This is a genomic window from Microcoleus sp. Pol1C5, from assembly GCF_036701115.1.
Taxonomy (GTDB): domain Bacteria; phylum Cyanobacteriota; class Cyanobacteriia; order Cyanobacteriales; family Microcoleaceae; genus Microcoleus.
The window spans coordinates 129289-149140 of sequence record NZ_JAUBQE010000009.1 but is presented as its reverse complement, the minus strand read 5'-3'; the positions used below and the strand labels follow the sequence as shown (position 1 = coordinate 149140).

The following is a 19852-nucleotide window of genomic DNA, read 5'->3' as shown; positions in this document are numbered from 1 at the left end:
GAAGTTATTGCTTCTTTAACAGGATGGCAATTTATTTTAGATGCCATATCTGTAGCAGGATTTTAGGAAACTGGTATCAGATGTGTCGGTTGGTGCAGAAGCTAAAATTGCACTGCCACAGCTAATTCTGTTGCTGAAAGACTCCGATGCAACTGTGCGTAGCCGTGCAGACTATGCTTTGGGAAGGATGGGTGCAGAAGCTAAAACTGCTGTGCCACACCTAATTCTGTTGCTGAAAGACTCCGATGCAACTGTGCGTAGCCGTGCAGCCAATGCTTTGGGAAGGATGGGTGCAGAAGCTAAAATTGCTGTGCTGCAGCTAATTCTGTTGCTGAAAGACTCCGATGCAAAGGTGCGTAGCCGTGCAGACTATGCTTTGGGAAGGATGGGTGCAGAAGCTAAAACTGCTGTGCCACAGCTAATTTCCCTGCTTCAAGACTCAGATGTAACTGTGCGTAGTAGTGCAGCCAATGCTTTGGGAAGTTTCGGTGCAGAAGCTAAAACTGCACTGCCGCAGCTAATTGTCTTGCTGAAAGACTCCAATCCAAATGTGCGTAGTAGTACAGCCTCTGCTTTGAATAAAATCCGTGCAAAAGCTTAAACTGCACTGCTGCAGCTAATTGTCTTGCTGAAAGACTCCAATCTAAATGTGCGTAGTAGTGCAGCCTCTGCTTTGAATAAAATCCGTGCAAAGGCTAAAACTGTTGTGCCGCAGCTAGTGGCTGTTGACAAGGTGGAATTTAGAGTGAAATTCTGACAGAATCGGCGCTGATTATAGGAATATGTACATTAGGCAACCAGACCCGGATCTTTGCAAACAAATCCGTGTGTTTGATGAACAATGTCAGGCTTTTACTTTTGTGAGGCCGGGAGTGGAGGGCGATCGAGCTTGGTGTTATTTCAAGAATGGTGTGCCGTCGTCAAGTCTGAGAGAAGGCAGGATTTCTAGTGTAAAACCAAGGCGTTAAATAAAAACGAAAGCTGAATGTTCTTAAAGTTTCCCTGTTTAAGCTCAACTTCCCCCCACGGGGAAGTTAAACTCAACCTCGGAAGCGATTACAGAATTTCATCGAATAGAATAGCAGGGATGTAACGGTTCAAGGGGTTTAAACCAAGACTTGAGAAAATAGCAGAGTCCGATTAAGGTAAGCCAGTTAGGTAATTCCTAAGCAAATCAGGTTAGAGGTTACTTCTGTGGACTTGGAATCTTGCTCAGAAATAATTCCTTAGTCCGAGAATCGCGATCGTACATATGTATAACAGGAACAAGGCGATCGTCAACCATCACTTTGCCATCTTCAATCTCCCAAACTCCCTCATAATCTCCACACAGTGTGAGGACGGCACCACTCTTCAAATTATGTTTCACCGTTTTGTTACTGGGAAATTCATAGTTAATCACCTTATTGAACATTGCTTGATCTAGAGGCTTACGACGATGGCGTTCAGCCTCCACCACCATTAATTCAATTAATTGCATCATGAGATGGTTTCCTCCTAATACTGTCCCTGCACAGAGTATAGGTTTTCCCAACAGTTTTTCAAGAGTTTTTTTTCCATAAACAGCATTCACCCATTCACTATCTACATTTTCTGGAGTGGGCGGTCCAAAATAAATACCTGCTTCTTCAAAAACGTGAAGCTTACTAGAGTCTAAGTCATCGAAGGGAGAAGCTTGGAAAACAACATCACGCACATCTGAAGTCATAACCATTCGATAACTGGAATTAACCTTAAGGAATGTATGGTAAGTAATCCACCGACCTGCTAGTGGATGAATCCAATTGGCAACCGTACTCCTATAATCCTCCTCTAAGTAGGTACGGTTAGACCCTGAACTTAGTCGAATTAAAGCTAGCAGTCCCACCATCTTTGCGTGATAGATGAGATTTAGGATCTTTGAGCTAGTAACCCACTTCCACACATTTTCAATTGGTATAAGGGTGATATTTTTTTCTAGAGCTACCTTGGCGAACTCATCCCCTAATGCATTAATAAACACAACAATATCAACTTTATCTGGATCACAATGCTGACGAGTTGATGCAACGAATCTGTAGAAATCATCGAATTTACAATTTGTTGCATAACCCATTATTAAGTCTTTCATTGTTTGTTCCCTCAAAATCAGTAGATTTAAACAGTAAAGATACTAACAGAGTCTTAATTGAGTTTTGGTGTAGCCGTCTAAGCGTTGACCGAAAACGGCTTCTGTACTCACAAAAAAGTCGGCAGAGCCACAACTAATTGTGTCGCAGATATTGGGTGGCAGATGTGCAATAAATGATCCCACCTACCATACTACAAATACCTCATCTATGTCAACCTGTTGTTATTGCCAGTCGTCATCTGTTTTAGTCGCTCGAATTGGGCGCAGCATCAAACTCAAAAAATTGAGCGATTGCACTTAAAAATGTTACCTGCATTACATACTAAAATACGTTATAGCTATCCAAAAAAATCTCAAACCGACCGTCAGAGCAAAATGAGAATATTTATTAAGAAAAGGTGTGGGCGATCATCGTTATTTAGCAAAAATTTCCGGTGCAAAGGATAGCGACGTTCTGCCACGACAAATCACATCGCGTTATAATGTAAGAATTACCATACCGCCTGAATCTCCTTAACATCTCGCAGGGATAATTGTATAACAATGTACATAACAGATTCGCCCAACGCAAACAAAAGTGCTGCTGACGATGTACGCTCTACCAAGTGAAGGCTCGAATCTCCCAGGCTTGCCTGACGAATATCACCTTGGCAATCACAAAATTTTTGAGATAGTTGCTTTGTCCCTAATTATCTAGCCGATCGCGTATTCTCTGTCAGCGATATAAATCTCTACTACGACTTCAATCCTCCCAATTGGTACAAAAGACCCGATTGGTATTTAGTTGTCCATGTTTTGAGAGTTTGCCGAGACAGAGACTTGGGCGAAAATTACGTCATTTGGTACAAAGCAGTAAGTCGTTTAATCGCCATTTAATTTCTGTTACTAGGTAGGGAAGATGAAGATTTGAGCCTGACCGAATCGGAACCAAATCAACCGCCGACCAAGTTGCCTATTTACGAGATAATTTTGAAAATTCGTTATTAATTTATTTTTAGCGAATACAACAACCAATTGAAAGTAGTTCGCTTAGTGGGCAACCTTTACCGCGAACAAGTGTTAACAAGTTCTCGATTATGGATACTGGAAATAAAGTTGAGTTTGAGTTTGTGGTAAGGTTCTTTCTTGGAACATCAGAGGTTGTAACTGGTATGATGTTAATGGGAATTTAGTTCTGACTCCCGAAGAATTTGCAAGACAGCGAACTCAATTGGAAAGGCAGTGAGCCGAATCTGAAAGTCAGCGGGCCAATCCATTAGCCGATCGACTCCGAGCAATGGGCATTAATCCAGATGAGCTGTAAAATTAAGTAGCAGCATGAAATGGTGCAAGCTGCAAGCGCTGTCCATAAAAATTTATTAACTAAAAATAACTTATGCCTGAATCTACCTCATTGCGCGATCGCTACCTAGCCCTAATCGACAAAATTGTCGAAATCACCCTCAAAGGTCAAATTCGCTCCAAAGAACAAGTTTATCAAATGCTGGTGCAAGACATTAGTACCGGTACGGGCGAAATCTTTGAACGCTGTTTCGGTGAACGCCTTGATGCCACCGAAAATCAACTCAGAAATGAAAAAGACGAAATCAAACAAGCAAAGGCAAATCGCACCCTCCGAGCTCTCAAAACCATCCAAGGAGAATGGGAACGCTGGCAGAAAGATAACCGCGTAGATCGCGCAATTGCATCCTCAATCCAACAAATCGTTACGGCAGAATCTAACGCCCGTCTCCTGGCATTATTGCAAGTAATCGATCCGAATAAAGAACATCCGCTGACTCTGGCTCAATTGCAGCAATTGGCAAAATCTCTGCACCAACAAATGCTGCAAACTGCCAATCCCGAAACCGAACAAGATTTGCAGCAAATCACCGCCGGCATCGCTAAAGGTTTAGAATCTTGGCAGCGGTTGGAACCGGAACTCGTAGGCTGGATTTATCAGCCGCAGCAGCTAGGATTTGCCGGTAGTCCCGAACAAAATGGGCCTTGGGCTTTTTGGGCAAAAAAAGTTAATAGTCCCTTTCCCCAGGCTCTGTTGAATACTATTGCGCTTGGTGAATCTGTAGTTCAATTCGCGGCAAAAGAATCGAATTTAGAGTTAGGAATATTGGTGGAAGTGGCGATTATTTTGCAGTGCTTGCAGCGGGCGTTGGCGACATGGTTTGACAAGCAAGTTTACGATTCCAAAGTGTCAACAAAAGCTTCAATTTCTACTTACATTACTTTTGCGGTAATTTGGAGCCAGCTAGCTAGTGGGTTTAATAATTCTACCAAGAGCGGCGAGCAGTTGGCAAATGCTTGTTTTCAAGTAACTTTGCAAATTTTGCGGGCTTTTTCTCAGCGGGAATACTTTCCCCTTTACGGGGGAATTTTTGCTTCGTTTGATGGTAAAGCCCTGCGACATACTTTGGATTATTTAGACGAACCGCTGCGGCGAGTTGAAGGGACTCAAGCGAAAGCTCGGATTCTGACGCTTTTGGGTTATTCGATGCAGGCGGCTGGGGCCTACGAGCGATCGCTCTTGCTGCACAAGCAAGCGCTGGAAATTGCCCGTACCGAAGGAGACAAAGCTTGCGAAGTTGCCAATCTCAATCACATCAGCCGCAACTATGTTGCTCAAAAAAATTATCAGGAAGCGATTAATTACAGCCAGCGGGCTTTAATTATGGCACGACAAGCGGGAGAGCGACAAGGCGAGGCAAATGCTCTGGCTAATTTGGGTTACAGTGAAGTGTTTCAAGCGCGGCAGTTGGAGGAGGTGGAACCGGAGGTTTACGAGAGTGCGATCGGTTATTTGGAACAAGGTTTGTTGCTATCGGAAAAATTGGGCGATCGCCAAAGTCAAGCTTTTTGTTCCAGCAGTCTCGGTATTGCTAAAATCGCCCTGGAAAATGCTGAAGCTGCGATCGAATATTTGCTCAAAGGTTGGCAAGCAGCTCAATTCTCAGGGGATTTATATTTGCAAGGTCTGAATTTGGCTTACTTGGCTCAAGCTTATTACAGAATCAACTCACTAGAAAAAGCGATATTTGCGGGCAGTTTGGGGATGTATACTTTGGAGCAAATTGGTGCGATGGAGTGGCGTCAATCGGCTGGTTTGTTGACAATTTTGCGGGGTCAAATGGGGGCGGAATCTTTTAAACAATCTTTGGCGAAAAGTCGAGCGAATATCATTCCGGCGATCGGTGTTGACGGCTACGATTACATCCCGGAGTTGCTGGAAAAATATCAGCAATCTATTTAACTCTTTGTGCAACAGGCGGGAAAGCCTGTTGCTGAGAGGGTTTAAGGTGTAAGTTCTAACTCACCGAAAATCACCATTATCAATCAGTCTTTCATGAACGGGCTCTCCTGCCCACTCCACAACCAAATTTAAGTCTTTGTGGAACAGGCATCTTGCCTGTTCCTGGATGTTTTTATGCACCCCAACCTCCAAATAATTAATGCTCAACTATCACCGGTGTGCCAACTGCGACTTTCTCAAATAAAGCCTGTGCGTCTTTATCAAACATTCTGACGCAGCCGTGAGAAGCCGCCCCCCCGATCGACTCTGGATTCGGAGTACCATGAAAACCAATCACATTCTTGCCATCCGTCCAAAACCCCATCCACCTACTCCCTAATGGATTGTCTGGCCCAGCAGGAATAAGTTCTCCTGTCCAAGGATTTTGCCAAACTGGATCTTTGATCATTTGCATAACTTTAAAATTGCCTGTAGGAGTTTCCCAGCCGCCTTTTCCCACAGCAACCGGGAAACTGGTTTGCACCTTATTTTGTCGGTAAACATAGACGCGGCGTTCTCGCAATTTCAGGACTAAACGCACTTCCTCAATAGGATTTACCGCAGGCTTTGGTTCCTGGGGAATATAACGAAATGGTTCTCCCAGGGGCGGCAGTTCTGGGGTTCCGAGATTCGGCAATTTTGTCTCGGATGTGGGCCGCTGCGCTGCGATCGCACTATTACTTGAATTAGCCACCACTTCGGCAGCCGCCTGCTGCTGTAGGCCGACCGACAGCGCGGCTGCACTCAAGCTCAGTACAATTAACTTGTCAAACAAAAATTTGCTCTTCACCATTGTTTTGTTCGCTAAACTCCTCACCAGCATTTCCTACAAAGTTCCTATCTAATTATCCGCCAACCGCACCCGATGAGAAAAATTTTGAGATGGCTTTTTGAGGGGAACTGCGCTGCACAGTTTTTAGTTAAAATTCCACCACTGATAGCTTGTAACTCAACACAAAGCTTAGGCAATAATACTAAAACCACAATGTTTTTATAAGCGGCTCAGTGGAGTTACGCAATAGAATGTCGTGAAAAAACCCGGTTTATGCGTAAATATTGCCAGAAAATGATTAAATTTTACCTCCGACTAATTTGATTTTTTAGCCATGACCGACTGGGGATCGAGTATTCAAACTATGGCGCTGCTGTATCCGGCAAGCACAATCTGTCTTTGGGTAGAGTCCCCCCCAGCAACAGTTAGGTTGGCGGAAAAAAACTGCTAAGGTTGATCGAATAAACTCAATATATCACGGCAACACTCTAGAGATCCAAACCGCTGAACTTGTTGTAAATCGGGAACTTATGATGTAAAATTTAGTCTTTCAATACTTGTTCGATAATCTTTTTTTGAGATTGTCATAAATTTCCTACTCTGGGGATTAAACTGGATTAGGTATAGAGGTTGGGACTTTCGTGCAGCGGAAGCAAACCCGACCCTGAATAGCAGTTAATGTGAGGTTTCAATGCGTCTTCAGAAGATCAAATTATTGACAGGTGCAACACTGTCGGTGGTAATTTCGGCGGTCTCAGTACATCCTGCGATGGCTAACCCTGCAACTCAAATAGCCCAAACGCAGACCACCACAACAGCAAACACTACAACCATTGTCGGTTTTGTCAAAAGTATTGTCGGCGATGTAGTAACTATTCGCGAAGAAAGCGCGCCGTACAGGACTCTCAGGATTCAAAGATGCGTCCTGAGAATTATTGGTCTAGTACCGGGAATGAAAGTCAGAGCCACCGTCGCCGGATCTCAGATACAAAATATCGCGGTGATCCCCGATTATAAGGTTGTAGCCACAACGGTTGCTCGTCCCGCAACCCCAGCACCGGCACCGCGTCCGGCTCCCGAACCGCCACCGCGTCCGGCTCCTCGTCCGGCTCCGGCTCCGGCTCCGGTTCCGGCTCCGCGTCCGATTCCGGCTCCGGCTCCCCGTCCGGCTCCTGTGAGAGGGCTTTGGTAGACCTAGGTTATACCATTTTCGATTTTTGATTTTTGATTAGAGAATTGGGAATGACCAAAAGCAATGTGGTCACCTGTCGCGTGATTCATTCGTGGATCGAGAAAAAAGCTCGAATCCGGATCGCAAGCCCTCGGAGTTATCAGTGGCGTCGCTTTCTTCAATCTAAAATCTAAAATCTAAAATCTAAAATCGATTGACTGATCGAGCTCAAGTTTTGGAGCACTAGCCTACACTTGCATTCTTTTTTGCAACTGGTATCAGTAAATGGAATTAAGCCACCGCGCCGGCGGTGGCTTAGCTGTTTAATAGCAGTTAGAATAATAGAATTGTTCAGCAATTGTTGAGAAATCGCTGCTATGTATTACTTGCGTTTCTTGCTGCTAATTCTGCTGTTGCCGGTGATGGCGTGCGATCGAGCTACAGATGCGATCGCCCCTGCTGTGGGCGACGACGGCCCCGTGTCGCAAATTCCCTCCCGTGCACCGCTGGCAAATGTTGGGACAAATCAAATTGTACCTACCAAACCGCTTTCGCCGCAGCCAATCCGTATTGTTGCAACTACTTTGCCGCAGCCAGGAGCCAGCGATAGCGCCTCAAAACCTCCTCAAGTAGTACCGATTCCCGCATCGCCAGTGCTGCAAGTCCCTCCTGGCTTTGTAGTTAACGTTTTTGCTGACAATTTAGACGCTCCGCGATGGCTGGCTTTGACGCCGACAGGCGATGTTTTGGTAACAGAAACCCGGCAGAATCGGATTACGCTGTTGCGGGATGCCAACCGCGACGGGGTTGCTGAGGTTCGCAAAACTTTTGCAAGTGCCCAAAACGGGTTAAATATTCCTTTTGGCATGGCTTTTGCCGATCGCTATTTTTTCCTAGGAAATACCGCTGAAGTCCGCCGATTTCCCTACACAAAAGGGCAGGAACAATTGACCGGTGCTGGTCAAAAAATTGCCGATTTACCGGGCGGGGGCTACAACCAACACTGGACGCGAAATGTTGTCGTTTCCCCCGACAAGAGCAAGCTTTTCGTATCAGTTGGATCGCAGTCTAATGCCGATGTCGAACCGCTGCCGAGGGCGTCTGTTCAAGTGATGAATTTGGACGGTCAGAACAAGCAAATTTTTGCTTCCGGTTTGCGAAATCCGGTGGGATTGGATTTTCACCCAAAAACCAATCAACTCTACACGACAGTCAACGAACGCGACGGTTTGGGAGATGATTTGGTGCCGGATTACTTAACAAGAATTCGTCAAGGCGAGTTTTACGGCTGGCCTTACACTTATTTTAAGCCGAATTTGCTCGACCCGCGCCACGCCAGAAATGGCAATAGCGATCGACCTGATTTAGCGGCTAAAACATTAATGCCGGACGTGCTGTTTCAGGCGCACTCTGCCGCTTTGGGGCTTCAGTTTTACGACGGCAAAACGTTTCCCAAAAGATTTCTCAATGGGGCATTTGTGGCGTTTCGCGGCAGTTGGAATCGGAACGCTGGAACTGGTTATAAAATCGTGTTTGTACCTTTTAATGCGGCGAACGGACGCCCTCAAGGTTATTATGAGGATTTTCTGACGGGTTTTCTGACAGATCCGTCGGGCCCGAAAACTTGGGGAAGGCCGGTTGGTTTGCTGGTTTTACCTGACGGGAGTTTGCTATTTACTGAGGAAGCGAACAACCGGATTTATCGGGTGCAGTATCGCGGGTGACGGTTGGGTGATCGATAAATTCTTCACCCTGGTATACTTTTTGTTAAATCAAGAATTTATCTTCTTTTCTAATTTCACTATTCAATTTGAGATTCGCTGGGTTGCGGCGGGTTTTGTAGACAGATTGCCTGCTGTTGGTTGTGATTGCGCTCAAACAGCCTCTACAACCTCGAATATATCCGGACGATCGAGATTTTGCGATCGCACTTTAAAATCCAGAACCGGGTTGTTTGAGAAATTCCGCTTCTTCGGGGGTTGTTTCGCGTCCGAGAATTTCATTGCGGTGGGGAAATCTCCCAAAACGCTGGATTATTTCCAAATGCTTCTGCGCGTATTCAATGAGTGAATCGCTGTCAGGTTCGCCGCTGAGTTGGCTAAATACTTCGACAGATTTTTGCTGGTTTTCTAAGTTTTCGCTGTGTTGAAAAGGTAGATAAATAAACAATTTTTGTACAGTCAGCAATTCGCGCTCGAAGTTATGATTAATAGCGTATTCGGCGGTGGCTAAAGCTTTGCTGTCTGTGGCGAATGCTTGGGGCGTTCCCCGAAACATATTACGCGGAAATTGATCGAGCAGTATTATTAATGCTAGGCAGTTTTCGGGGGAATCTTGCCATGAGTCGAGTTTACCGGAGGCCGCTAATTCGTATTTGGGCAGAAAGCGCGATCGCACTTCTGCATCAAAATCCGCATTTTTTTCAAACCATTTCTTTTGGACTTTGCCAAACTCTGGAGAGTGCGATCGACCAAACCAAAAATCTAAAACTTCATTCATTAGCAATCTAGTATGCGATTGATTGTTGATTAAAGCTTCTGTGTCTGTAGTTGCACAAAACGTGCTATCTGTGCAACTACAAACCACAGCGATTAATGATTAGCAATAATGACTTAGGAACCTTTGTTGTGCAGTGCTTAAAGTTAGGAACTAGCAAACAGTCTGTCCCAAGTTTTGCCTCCCACAACTCCGTCTACAGGAATATGAGCTTGCCGCTGAAATCTTTTCACTGCATTTTCGGTTGTCGGACCGAAAACGCCATCAATTACGATCGGGTGTGGGGACAAGCCCCGCGCGTTCAACAACTTTTGCAGTTTCTTCACATCGTGCCCTTTCGAGCCGCATTTTAAAATCCTTTTATGGTGTCTCACTGCTGGTCGATGGCAATCATCAGTGTAGCAAACTGCGGAGCCCGCTGCATAGTTTGCTCTACTTGTACCCGTCAAAACTAATAGTGCGAGAATTGCTAGTAAATAATAAAAAGTCTGCGATCCGGCCATACTTTCCCTGTTAATTTTTCAAGCGTTTTTTGCAAGTTGGACGATTGTTTGAGGGTGAGAAACCGGGTTTATAGGATGGGGGCATCCAATCTTGATTGACCAGGTTTCTGGCAACAGTCAACCGACATTCTACAATATAAGTGGCTTTACTGCAAAATCTCCGATCGTGCAAGTTAAATTTTGTTGCTCTTTGGTAGCAGCAAAGGTAACAATAACTTCGCAGGCAACTGCAACTGTCAGGATTACCAAGTTTCGCGCCAGCGGGTAATCGCAAACGTCATCATTCGCCGCTGAAGGAACCCGATAGTGTTGGTTCCAAATTATTTCGGAGTAATCGGCAGCTAATCCGACGTGCACGCATGGAAGGGAGGCACTCGCACAGTAATCCTTGACTGCTTGCCGCCCGATACTGTTATCAAAAGTATCGATGACTGTGGCGCTGTTGGCCAGCAGCCGATCGGCATTTGCGGGTGTCAATTCTTTTGAGTGCGCGTCAATGCTGACTCCCAAAGCGCGGTAGAGGTTGTTGGCGAGAATTTTGGCTTTGAATGCGCCGATGTCCGATCGATAATAGGGTTGAGTGGAAAGGTTGCGTTCCTCAATGCGATCGCGATCGATGACTTTTAACTGACAAAAGCCCGATCGCGCCAGACTTTCTGTAATATTCGCACCCAAAGCGCCCGCGCCGCACACCGTTACCGGGAAATTTTTGATCTGCGACATCACTGCGGCACTTCTGTAAAGTTGTTCGTGAAAAAATATACTCATGGTAATCAAGAATTAGCGATTTTCGACGACTCCAACCAATGAATGCAAGTCGAAGTCTTTGTCTAATCCGCTGAGACAAATCCCCGCACTTATAACTGTCAAGTCATTTTTGGCGATCGCAGAAGTGTGGTGTTCTCCCGTTCCGCTAGTCCATTCAACCAGCCAATAATTTTCGCGATCGCCAAAATCCCGCAATTCACCGCCGCCCATTTTTAGCGCCCGCTGCAAGCGCTGTTCTGCCCGCACTTTCGGATTGAAATCTTTAATATTTCGGGACACCAATTCGTAAACTGTTCGCATTTCCGGCGTCATCCCTTTAAAGCGAAGTTCTTCCGCCAAAATCAACTTTTTTAAAGCTGCTTTTAACTTCTCAGACGGCAGCGGATCGGCGCGCCTGTCAATCTCTTCAAACCACAAACAATTACCGTCCCACCGCGCAACTATCGGCTCAAACTGCGAACCTTCTGTTACTAAATGAACTGGTACGGGTTTGGCAACACCAGTGCGCTGTTTAGCATCAGATTCGTTAACAGGATAAGCCAGCCAAGTTTGCCCTTGCAGCACGCAAGCCAACTGCAAGCGAACGGGTACGAGCAGTTGCAAATACTCGGCTACTTGCGGCAAACTCGGTTCCTCAATCACCGCAGCAATTTTCTCATTGACTGGCCCAAAAATAGCCCATCCTTCAAAGTTGCGTGGCTGCGGTTGAAAAGTATAAATCATTGAGCTAACTCTTATCCGCACGCTTCCCCCGCGCACGCAGGGCGCCAGAAATTGGGTATCGAGTAGGTGCGCTTCTTGGGCAGCGAGTTGGCTAAGGATTTTGCGGATATCTGCCACTGAATTTACCTCCGTCATCTTAGTTTTTGTTACCCATAACACTTTTAATTTAAGAAAATATAAAGATTTTTCAACACTATTGACAGGAATTAATCGGCTAATCTAATATTGAGAAAACCTCGAAACTTAACCTTGTAAATATCGTAAGTAAATATGCTGCAAAAGCTTTTTTCTAAGTGGGTTGTAGTCACAGCTTTGACACTTCCTCTTTTTGGCTCAGTCCAGGTAGCTCAAGCTCAGGACACCTATGGAGCTACTGCTTATTCTCCGACTTCTGACGCCACTGGTATTAGTTGGGATCATGCTACAGAGAAAGAAGCACTAAACGCAGCAGTAGCCGTGTGCAATGAACAAAGCGGAGGTGCGAACGACTGCGAACCCCTGACATCTAATAGTAATAATTGTGGAGCGATCGCAGTAGGCAAAGGAGGAGCAGGTGCGGGCTGGGGCGACGATCAAGCCGCAGCAGAAGCTCAAGCTCTCGCCGGTTGCAGCGAACTAGAGGGCGGCAGTTGTAAAGTGCAGCTTTCAGCTTGCAACAACTAATTAAACGGATAAAAATCGGTGGAACAGGTGTATATGTTTGCTGCTAAAACAGCTTAAAAAATAGTAAACGTATGGTGTGCATTGCACACCATACCAAATACAACTCAGCTAAAATTAGGGTACGCAATGCAAACCCTACGCAGTTAATCTCCTACTTCGGAAGTAACGGCATCGGGTGGCAGCAAACTTTCTAATCTATCTTTAGACCAATATTCAGTAGGGTAAGCGAGTGCAATAATATCAGAGAGTCGAATCAGCCACGTAACTTGTCCGTAAGCATCAATATGTTCCGCCTGTTCGTTAGGGGGAACTATCACCAAAAGTTCCACAAACTCCCCGAACAAATTAATCGGGATGCCTCCGAAACTGCTATTATTTGTTTTAATCCAAACTTTGCTGCCTCGATCGAGAGCTTCTTGGAGTCGCTGGCAGAGCAAACTGGATTTTTTGACCTGGGATTTTTTGGCTTTCGACTTTTTTCCCATAGTTTTAAGAAGTTAAAGTAGTTGTATTGTGGGTTGCACAGTTCGTTAGACAGTGGGTTGAGATTTAGTGCGATCCTCTTCGTTGGCCTAGCCCCCGTAGGGGCGGGCTTCGCTAACGGGGTTTGGTATTGAAACGGACAAAAGAAAAAAGGGCGATCGCTCCGTCGCTACCCCATTACTCTAGTCTATAAGAAAGTGCTGTACTGCGATCGTAATAACAATTTAATCGCAAAATCGGGAAATGACACCAGCTCAAAAAAAAATGCCACAGTCGCCAAATCCCAAACCCTGGTTGTCATCAGTGATTCCCAATCTAAAATCTCAAATCTAAAATGGTATTACCTGCCGTATCATGTTACACAATCAGTCAACAAGGCCCGTGTTTCCACTGTGTCCAAATGCAGTATAATTGGCGGAATCTTCCCAAATCGTTTAAGTAAAACAATGGACTGGCGAAAGCTCATTCATCCAAACCCGAAAGCTTCAACAAGTCAACCAGCAGCCCCAGAAACTCGATTGTCTGTAGAATTTTTGCTGGGGCTCTTTGCTGCGGGATGGACACAACAGCAAGTGTTAGAGAAATATCCTGCACTGACTTCGGAAAAGTTGCGCGCTGCTTTGGCTGGTGCGGATTCCCAGTTAGTGTCATCCATCGCTAATCCAGAATTACAAGCAATTATCGCTCAAACTAGAGAATAATTTACAATGCTAACACCTGAAGGATTGCGGGCTGTTTTTCGTTTGCTGCTGAATGTATCCGTATATAAAAGTTCTACTTGACGCGATAATTCCAGGTTTTGATAGCTAAATCTATAAACCATCCTAAATTAGTCGGTGTCTCCTTTGCGTAAGATTTCCACCATTCCAGAGTAGTGTTATCCAGAGGAGGAGTAATACCTTTAAGAAGATTGAGAAGTAACCAAAAACTATTATTATAACCTAGTGCAGCTTGCGTCAAGTACATATTAGGTTTACACCATTTTAACATTCCATGTCTAGTCATTCCTGAAAATGTATTTGGTTGAGGTTGCTCTTTTAAGTTGATAGTATCTTTTGTACAGACGACCCATTCTATGGAAGAATTTTCAGAAAAAGGGTTGCTTCCTTTTTTCAAAACAAATCCAAATCGAGTTACCGGTGTTTTGATGTTTTTACTAACTGCTGTTGGCAACCAAAGAAATAAAACGATTCCGTTAGTAGTGTTAGTTATTTCTGCCACTTTTTTGTGATTCACTCCATCCCCAGTTCCATACAATATTTTTCTGTAAGTGCTACTAACCATTTCTTTTACTTTTGGCTGAGACAAAAGCAAAGTTCGCCACTTAAGAAAATCTGTATGATAGTCGGGTGGGAGCCTACCTACAAAATTGCAAGTAAAAGCAGGTAAACTGCTAATATCTAAATTAGGAGAGATTTCTGGCAACCCAAATACAGGGTAAGAAATTTCATAAATTTGACTTAATAGTTTAAATTGACCTGAGTTATGATGATTTTCTACAGCAAATTCCCAAAAGCAAAAATCATCTTCAAATTTTGAAGCTTCTTTATCTGTATAATTATCATTGTGAAAACTAGGTGCGATCGCTATCATTTTAACTGGCAAAGAATAGTCAATTTTATCATCAAAGCATTTATTGGTGATAATAGCTTTACGATACCGAGTTAGCTGCGAAACTAATCCTCGATCTTCTTCATTTTTCAACTCAATAATTATCGGCTGATTTTCGGATTTGGTACAGCACAATAAATCGCATCGCTGCATTTTTACAGTATGCTGCCTTTTGATTTTAATTAGCGAGGGAAATATTTCATCAAATTTCTCATCTATATAATCTTCCAAATCCATCTCGGATTGAAACCTGATTTCACCACCAATATAAATTAACTTGCGATTAGCAGTTTTTACCCTCTCATTCAACCTTTTACCTTGGGTTGATAGATGTTTTGCTTTGAGGTATGGCACAGTAGCTCTCCCATAAAGTGAGCATTGGCCGCAAGCTTAACTCACGAGCCATGCCCAATTATATCACTTATCATCCCTGACCGGCAGCGATGTATCCAGAATTTCCATCAACAATTCCAGCCGCGAAGGACGGCTCAACATCGGCACTAAATTCGGTAAGGAGTAGTAATCTCCCGCAAACGTAAAGGTTTCCACCGATACTTGTTTGTCCTTCAATTGCTTCTGGACATATTCGCACCAAGCACCAACTCGCACAATCACAACATCAGGAATTACCCCCAAACTGCGGCAGTAATTCTGATAAGCATCTGCAAAATAAGGTGCAGCGTTTTCGCCTTCATCTGTCACCATAATGAATTGTTCGACAACCTGCTTCTTAATCCGCATTGCTTCCACCGCGCAACCGCAACTTGTGCCGCCGCCAGCGCGAATGTGCTTGAAAGCGCCTTCCCAGTCTGTCAATTCGCTGCCGTTTGCTTGCACTGGATACGGTATCGTGTCAAAGGCATAAACGAACAGTGCAGCCTCGGAAATACCGGAAATCAAAGCAGCGAGACGCTTCCCGACTTCGATCGCACTTTCCATTGAACCAGACTTGTCAATCAACAAACCGGTTGCTTTCGCAATCTTGCCGCGCTTCTTCACCTGTTCGTTTGTCACCGCTTCCAGCTTCGCCGCCGTTGCTGCGTCGAAGTTCGCGCCCGCGCCCGCCACACTCGCTTTGTAAGCAGAAACCCGATCGCACTTTGCCGCTTCATCCAGCTTCGAGTCAATCAACTGCTTGACTTCCGGGTGATCCATCGCCCCGCGCGACTGAATCGATTTCAAATTGTTGATGACTTCCTGCGGCGACATCGAGTTAATCAGCGCCGCCAAAACCGTTGGCGTTAGCTGTTTGATCGCACCAACTGCGATCGTATACGGAATCTTGTACTCAACAATCAAATTCGCCTGTTCCCCAGGTGTCGCCGCCTTAGCCAACTGCTTCAAAACGAATGCCAGAGAGTCTTCCGGCGGATTGTCTTTAAACAGAATAGCATTAGCGCGATCGCTCGGCTTGACGTGCAGCGTTGCGTACAAATGCTTCATCGCCTTGCGGTTGCGGAGGGCGGCGCGATCGAAAAACTGCGGATTCTTTTCCCGCGATTTCAGATAGCGAGTGACAGCAGTGCGCGCGCTGCGGGGCATCTTATTCTGGTGCCGCTTCATAAAGTCCACAATGCGCGAAACCTCGTAGGGAGGGAACTCTTGCAGCATCATAAAACCGGCATCTCGGTGTTCCGTCAGCGCCGAAGTCAGCAAATTTCCGGCAAAAACTTCCTTGTGATCGCGCACGTCGCCGTGACGCTGATACCACACTGCTAAATGACCGTAAAAAATGGGGTCTAATTCGATAATTAACTTGTGAATTTCTGCTACTTTTTCTAATACACGGTGAGGAGTGGTGAGCAGACTGTTGAGCATTTCCAAACGCAAATCGCGTTCTGCTGTATTCATATTCATTGGTGTTACCTTCCTATTCGATTTTGGATGTTGGATTTGAGAAGTATTCAAAATCGGTGGTTGGCAGTTGTTGCACGCTAGCGAGTGAAATTTAAAAATCACCGCGCAAGTTTGGGGAGCTTTTTTTAGTAAACCTATGGCTAAACCTAATAGGGTCTGTATGTAAGCTCTCGCGATTGGGGCGCGGCAAAAACTGCGATTTGAAATTAACTATTTCAGGGAAACTGTTTCTAATTCGATCGCTCTCAAATCTGGTTCAACCCAGTTATTTCGAGCTTCCCAAGACATCAGCCGATCGCGCGTGTAGTAGCGAAAGGGTAAAGTGCGATCGGCATATTTTGCAATCAAACCGTTAGCAAGATTTACCATCGATCGATTCCGGCTTTCATCGGCGAGATATCGGCGAATAGTTCGCACCCAAAACAGCGTTAGTGTTTCGTGATATCCGCTATCTTTTGTAGTCTCAATTCCCTGAACCGAGTTGTAACGTTTAATGCCATTCCGCACCGCATTTATCGCTTCTTGTTCCGAATCATAAAACAGATACCAAAGGGCAACGGTTAAATGCGCTTCGTGAGTCCATTGACTTCGCGGCAGGCTGCATTCTTGGAAAGCGTGAATCAGATTGTCTATTTCGCAGGGCGATCGGTAAATTATAGTTTTTTTTGTCATAATTTAAGTCTCCTCACACACCACTTTTATATCTAACTTTTTATAAATATGAGATGTTCCGCACAAGTTGGCAAAGCGTTTTGACTGTCCGATGGCTCTACCCCTGAGCTACAGCCCCTTAAACGGGGCTGGCAGGATTTGAACCTGCGACAAATCGATTAGAATGTGTGTATTCGCTTCACTCGTTAGGGTGCGGAACAAAATTTTTCTAATCTCTAAACTAGAAAGTTTTGACTTGTGATTATTCTAAATTGCTCAATTATTTTTGCCTTTTATAGCATTAAAAGTCACTTCGCGCAAGTTAAGAAAGCCGTTGGCACATACGCAGGAGTTGAACCCGCGACCTTTTCTGTTAAAGAGAAATGCTCTACCAATGAGCTAGTATGTAAGCTTCCTTTGTTGGGGCGCGAAGTGGAACTTTTAAGCGCCGGATAGATATAAAAAATTCAGCTATAAGAGGCAGCGCACAAGTCAGAGAAGCTTTTTTTTCAGCCTCTCGGCAGGTAGGAATTGAACCTACAATTCGATTTTAAGTCGAACGTTTCCAGTTTGTAAGCTTCTTTAGTTGGGGTGCGCTGTCTAATACGTGCTTTCAGTGAATTTCTACCCGTAAACGGCTTCTGGGCGGACAATTAAATCGCCGCTGGGACGGCGATCGAGTACGTAAGACTCGAAGCGATCGCCCTTGACATCAAAATGATTGGCCAGACGTTCCTTAATAGCCTTGTCGCTCATTCCTGCCGCGATACCCAGTTGGTCTTCTGCCACGTCATAAGAACGTCCTTCAAAACGAATGTGAACCATTACCGATACCTCCTAGAGCAATTTTGGATTTGGGATTGGTAGCTTATCTGCTCTCGACTTTGGCTTTTTGTGAGACTTAGCAAATTGCCAGTATCGGTAAAGATTCACGAAATCTGATAACCTTTACTGAAAGAAGCGCCGTTCTAAATGATAAGCTTGTTGGATTGTGCGGATTTCCTCAGCATTTTTTGGTGCTTGAAATCTGGCCGAACTTGTCTGTTCTGAATCCGCATGAAATTCAGTAAAACTAGACTGATTTCGTACAACATCTGACTCGGTTCGAGTCAGTTTGTAACCGAACAGTCTCGTATAAAGTAACAACATGACAATCGAGTCTGTCTTGCAAGACTTTCAAATTGATGTTCCTTGAAATTGTGAGCTATATTTAGTTGTCAAGGTTCAGAAGTTGCACGAAAAATACAGGTTTTTGCTTGTCCTGCGCTTTCCATATTTATATACTACATACATACTACAGAAGTGTCAAGGGGGTAGCAAAAGTTTTTTAGATAAAACTTACACCAGTGGCGAGAAACCGGGTTTTTTCACCAAAATATTTCGTTGCAGCCAGCAGATTCGGTAAAAAACCCGGTTTCTTTGGTCAAAGCACGATCGCGAACTGTAACATCGCTCAAACGTCCTTAACATAAGAAATGCTGTCGCGAATATTGTGGAAGCCAGCAGACTCGTAAAGATGCAATGCACCTGAGGAATTTTCAGCATCGACGCCGAGAATAGCAGTAGCCACACCGGCAGCTTTGAGTCGATGCAAACCAGCGAGCAACATTGCTCGTCCCAATCCCATTTTGCGGAAGCCGCGCCTAGTGCCGAGACAAGCAATCCAGCCTTCATTGCGCCCGGTACGATCGCACTTTTCCACACTAATCTCGCAGTAACAAAAACTGACAAATGTGCCATCATCAGCAACAGCAATCAAGTCTAAATCATTTCTGTAATCGGGTTTAGCTAACTGGTGCTTAAATTTATCCACTGTTAAATCGTGATGATTCCAGTGATCGATAAACGACTGGTTGAACATTTCTACCCAAGCTGCCGCATCCTCTTCGCCGGGGAACTGACGCAGCGCGAAACCTTTGGGGAAGTGGGGTTCTGGGATTGGTTCAGAGAGCGATCGCGCCATTCGGTAAAAATAGCGATCAACCTTAAAACCGCAACTTGCCAGCACAGAAATGCGATCGCAATCCTCAGCGCGCGCGTAGGTTCGCAGCTTCACGGGCCCGCCCCGCATCGCAGACACCTCGCGCATCCGCACTTCACCCCAGGCGATCGCGGCTGCTTCCACATCACCACCGCGCGCGTCGGGGTGAACGCGAAACCACAGCCAACCGTCAATTACTTCCCCAGGCTCAGAAATCCACAACCGAGCGAAACCGATTAATTTTCCCTCCGCATCTTCCCAAAGGCGGATATCGCGCCCTAAATTTAGGGACGGTTGGTTAAATTCTTGTTGTAATTCCGAGATTGAAGTGCCTTCATCGAGCCGATCGACTTCTTCGCAAGTATTGATTAAATGGGCGATCGCATCTAAATCGCGATCGCCCCCATAGCAGCGCGCCGAGAGACTTGCCATCATAGCTCATCACCATTTCCTGTTGTTATTCAGTGTAAAAATAGCTTGGGCGATCGCACTTTTATCGATCGACTCGGCCCAATGGTCGATCGGCATTAAAAATCCGACAACGCTGACACTCACTGTAATCCAACCGCTACCGCCATTGGCTGCTATCGTGAGCGAAAAATGGGCGAAAAACGACATACTAGAGACAGTTTAAAGCCTCAAAGCCTTGTGAGTAGTATGTTATTTGGGATGGGAGTAGAAGGACTTGAACCTTCGACCTTGAGATTAAGAGTCACCTGCTCTAACCAACTGAGCTATACTCCCGCATCTAAGCTAGTATAACACAACCGTTCTGAAAAC

General features: G+C 45.1%; 21 protein-coding genes and 1 tRNA gene. 7 read left to right on the top strand and 15 right to left on the bottom strand.

Annotated features, from left to right (window positions below):
• The first annotated feature begins 82 nt into the window (after positions 1-82).
• Positions 83-601: a HEAT repeat domain-containing protein gene (locus QUA23_RS07800; RefSeq protein ID WP_333073724.1), complete on the top strand. Its 519-nt coding sequence runs from the start codon at positions 83-85 to the stop codon at positions 599-601.
• Positions 602-761: 160 nt separating this feature from the next.
• Complete coding sequence (locus QUA23_RS31010) at positions 762-968, top strand: PAN domain-containing protein (RefSeq protein ID WP_445243478.1); 207 nt, start codon at positions 762-764, stop codon at positions 966-968.
• Positions 969-1186: 218 nt separating this feature from the next.
• Here QUA23_RS31010 and QUA23_RS07795 read toward each other — a convergent pair whose 3' ends face one another.
• Complete coding sequence (locus tag QUA23_RS07795; protein ID WP_333073722.1) at positions 1187-2110, bottom strand: hypothetical protein; 924 nt, start codon at positions 2108-2110, stop codon at positions 1187-1189.
• Between the two features lie 1375 nt (positions 2111-3485).
• On the opposite strand from QUA23_RS07795, the gene QUA23_RS07790 reads away from it, so the two are divergent.
• Positions 3486-5354: a tetratricopeptide repeat protein gene (locus QUA23_RS07790; protein ID WP_333073719.1), complete on the top strand. Its 1869-nt coding sequence runs from the start codon at positions 3486-3488 to the stop codon at positions 5352-5354.
• 196 nt (positions 5355-5550) lie between these two features.
• Here QUA23_RS07790 and QUA23_RS07785 read toward each other — a convergent pair whose 3' ends face one another.
• On the bottom strand, positions 5551-6186 hold the full coding sequence (locus QUA23_RS07785) for a L,D-transpeptidase (protein WP_333073717.1): 636 nt from the start codon (positions 6184-6186) through the stop codon (positions 5551-5553).
• A 670-nt stretch (positions 6187-6856) separates the two neighbouring features.
• Here QUA23_RS07785 and QUA23_RS07780 point away from each other — a divergent pair.
• Together QUA23_RS07780 and QUA23_RS07775 are read left to right on the top strand one after the other, a co-directional pair.
• Positions 6857-7357 (top strand): autotransporter, encoded by a 501-nt coding sequence (locus QUA23_RS07780; RefSeq protein ID WP_333073716.1) that lies wholly within the window; start codon positions 6857-6859, stop codon positions 7355-7357.
• 356 nt (positions 7358-7713) lie between these two features.
• Complete coding sequence (locus QUA23_RS07775) at positions 7714-9060, top strand: sorbosone dehydrogenase family protein (RefSeq protein ID WP_333073714.1); 1347 nt, start codon at positions 7714-7716, stop codon at positions 9058-9060.
• A 208-nt stretch (positions 9061-9268) separates the two neighbouring features.
• Here the strand turns inward: QUA23_RS07775 and QUA23_RS07770 are convergent, their stop codons facing one another.
• The 4 genes from QUA23_RS07770 to QUA23_RS07755 form a co-directional block, all read right to left on the bottom strand.
• Complete coding sequence (locus QUA23_RS07770) at positions 9269-9835, bottom strand: DUF924 family protein (RefSeq protein ID WP_333073712.1); 567 nt, start codon at positions 9833-9835, stop codon at positions 9269-9271.
• A 143-nt stretch (positions 9836-9978) separates the two neighbouring features.
• Positions 9979-10335 carry a peptidoglycan-binding domain-containing protein gene (locus QUA23_RS07765; protein ID WP_333073710.1) on the bottom strand — a complete coding sequence of 119 codons (357 nt, stop codon included), beginning with the start codon at positions 10333-10335 and terminating at the stop codon, positions 9979-9981.
• A 129-nt stretch (positions 10336-10464) separates the two neighbouring features.
• On the bottom strand, positions 10465-11103 hold the full coding sequence (locus tag QUA23_RS07760) for a ThiF family adenylyltransferase (RefSeq protein ID WP_333073709.1): 639 nt from the start codon (positions 11101-11103) through the stop codon (positions 10465-10467).
• Positions 11104-11115: 12 nt separating this feature from the next.
• The gene (locus QUA23_RS07755; RefSeq protein WP_333073708.1) at positions 11116-11961 is read right to left on the bottom strand and encodes a hypothetical protein; all 846 of its coding nucleotides are present in this window, start codon (positions 11959-11961) and stop codon (positions 11116-11118) included.
• Positions 11962-12096: 135 nt separating this feature from the next.
• Here QUA23_RS07755 and QUA23_RS07750 point away from each other — a divergent pair, with 135 nt between their 5' ends.
• Positions 12097-12489, top strand: a complete 393-nt coding sequence (locus tag QUA23_RS07750) for a DUF4189 domain-containing protein (protein WP_333073705.1) — start codon at positions 12097-12099, stop codon at positions 12487-12489.
• A 143-nt stretch (positions 12490-12632) separates the two neighbouring features.
• Here QUA23_RS07750 and QUA23_RS07745 read toward each other — a convergent pair whose 3' ends face one another.
• Positions 12633-12974, bottom strand: a complete 342-nt coding sequence (locus QUA23_RS07745) for a hypothetical protein (RefSeq protein ID WP_333039029.1) — start codon at positions 12972-12974, stop codon at positions 12633-12635.
• 444 nt (positions 12975-13418) lie between these two features.
• Here QUA23_RS07745 and QUA23_RS07740 point away from each other — a divergent pair, with 444 nt between their 5' ends.
• Entirely contained in the window at positions 13419-13673 is a 255-nt protein-coding gene (locus QUA23_RS07740) for a DUF433 domain-containing protein (protein ID WP_333073704.1), read from the top strand.
• Positions 13674-13746: 73 nt separating this feature from the next.
• Here QUA23_RS07740 and QUA23_RS07735 read toward each other — a convergent pair whose 3' ends face one another.
• The 8 genes from QUA23_RS07735 to QUA23_RS07700 form a co-directional block, all read right to left on the bottom strand.
• Complete coding sequence (locus QUA23_RS07735) at positions 13747-14937, bottom strand: hypothetical protein (RefSeq protein ID WP_333073702.1); 1191 nt, start codon at positions 14935-14937, stop codon at positions 13747-13749.
• Between the two features lie 63 nt (positions 14938-15000).
• Positions 15001-16440, bottom strand: coding sequence for a hypothetical protein (locus QUA23_RS07730; protein WP_333073700.1), 1440 nt, complete (start codon positions 16438-16440; stop codon positions 15001-15003).
• A 210-nt stretch (positions 16441-16650) separates the two neighbouring features.
• A complete protein-coding gene (locus tag QUA23_RS07725) occupies positions 16651-17112 on the bottom strand; it encodes a hypothetical protein (protein WP_333073698.1) in 462 nt (153 codons plus the stop codon).
• Between the two features lie 603 nt (positions 17113-17715).
• Positions 17716-17916, bottom strand: coding sequence for a hypothetical protein (locus QUA23_RS07720; RefSeq protein WP_333073697.1), 201 nt, complete (start codon positions 17914-17916; stop codon positions 17716-17718).
• A gap of 123 nt (positions 17917-18039) precedes the next feature.
• A complete protein-coding gene (locus QUA23_RS07715; protein WP_333073696.1) occupies positions 18040-18240 on the bottom strand; it encodes a radical SAM protein in 201 nt (66 codons plus the stop codon).
• Positions 18241-18544: 304 nt separating this feature from the next.
• Positions 18545-19507 (bottom strand): GNAT family N-acetyltransferase, encoded by a 963-nt coding sequence (locus QUA23_RS07710; RefSeq protein WP_333073694.1) that lies wholly within the window; start codon positions 19505-19507, stop codon positions 18545-18547.
• Positions 19508-19513: 6 nt separating this feature from the next.
• Positions 19514-19690, bottom strand: coding sequence for a hypothetical protein (locus QUA23_RS07705; RefSeq protein WP_333073693.1), 177 nt, complete (start codon positions 19688-19690; stop codon positions 19514-19516).
• A 52-nt stretch (positions 19691-19742) separates the two neighbouring features.
• Positions 19743-19816 (bottom strand) — tRNA-Lys (locus tag QUA23_RS07700).
• Between the last annotated feature and the right edge of the window lie 36 nt (positions 19817-19852).

Coding starts and splice junctions, on each gene's coding strand:
- QUA23_RS07765 (WP_333073710.1), bottom strand. CDS start 10,335: ATGGCCGGATCGCAGACTTTTTATTATTTACTAGCAATTCTCGCACTA.
- QUA23_RS07715 (WP_333073696.1), bottom strand. CDS start 18,240: ATGTTGTTACTTTATACGAGACTGTTCGGTTACAAACTGACTCGAACC.
- QUA23_RS07750 (WP_333073705.1), top strand. CDS start 12,097: ATGCTGCAAAAGCTTTTTTCTAAGTGGGTTGTAGTCACAGCTTTGACA.
- QUA23_RS07745 (WP_333039029.1), bottom strand. CDS start 12,974: ATGGGAAAAAAGTCGAAAGCCAAAAAATCCCAGGTCAAAAAATCCAGT.
- QUA23_RS07795 (WP_333073722.1), bottom strand. CDS start 2,110: ATGAAAGACTTAATAATGGGTTATGCAACAAATTGTAAATTCGATGAT.
- QUA23_RS07755 (WP_333073708.1), bottom strand. CDS start 11,961: ATGACGGAGGTAAATTCAGTGGCAGATATCCGCAAAATCCTTAGCCAA.
- QUA23_RS07785 (WP_333073717.1), bottom strand. CDS start 6,186: ATGGTGAAGAGCAAATTTTTGTTTGACAAGTTAATTGTACTGAGCTTG.
- QUA23_RS07705 (WP_333073693.1), bottom strand. CDS start 19,690: ATGTCGTTTTTCGCCCATTTTTCGCTCACGATAGCAGCCAATGGCGGT.
- QUA23_RS07770 (WP_333073712.1), bottom strand. CDS start 9,835: ATGAATGAAGTTTTAGATTTTTGGTTTGGTCGATCGCACTCTCCAGAG.
- QUA23_RS07740 (WP_333073704.1), top strand. CDS start 13,419: ATGGACTGGCGAAAGCTCATTCATCCAAACCCGAAAGCTTCAACAAGT.
- QUA23_RS07760 (WP_333073709.1), bottom strand. CDS start 11,103: ATGAGTATATTTTTTCACGAACAACTTTACAGAAGTGCCGCAGTGATG.
- QUA23_RS07775 (WP_333073714.1), top strand. CDS start 7,714: ATGTATTACTTGCGTTTCTTGCTGCTAATTCTGCTGTTGCCGGTGATG.
- QUA23_RS07790 (WP_333073719.1), top strand. CDS start 3,486: ATGCCTGAATCTACCTCATTGCGCGATCGCTACCTAGCCCTAATCGAC.
- QUA23_RS07780 (WP_333073716.1), top strand. CDS start 6,857: ATGCGTCTTCAGAAGATCAAATTATTGACAGGTGCAACACTGTCGGTG.
- QUA23_RS07720 (WP_333073697.1), bottom strand. CDS start 17,916: ATGGTTCACATTCGTTTTGAAGGACGTTCTTATGACGTGGCAGAAGAC.
- QUA23_RS07725 (WP_333073698.1), bottom strand. CDS start 17,112: ATGACAAAAAAAACTATAATTTACCGATCGCCCTGCGAAATAGACAAT.
- QUA23_RS07730 (WP_333073700.1), bottom strand. CDS start 16,440: ATGAATATGAATACAGCAGAACGCGATTTGCGTTTGGAAATGCTCAAC.
- QUA23_RS07710 (WP_333073694.1), bottom strand. CDS start 19,507: ATGATGGCAAGTCTCTCGGCGCGCTGCTATGGGGGCGATCGCGATTTA.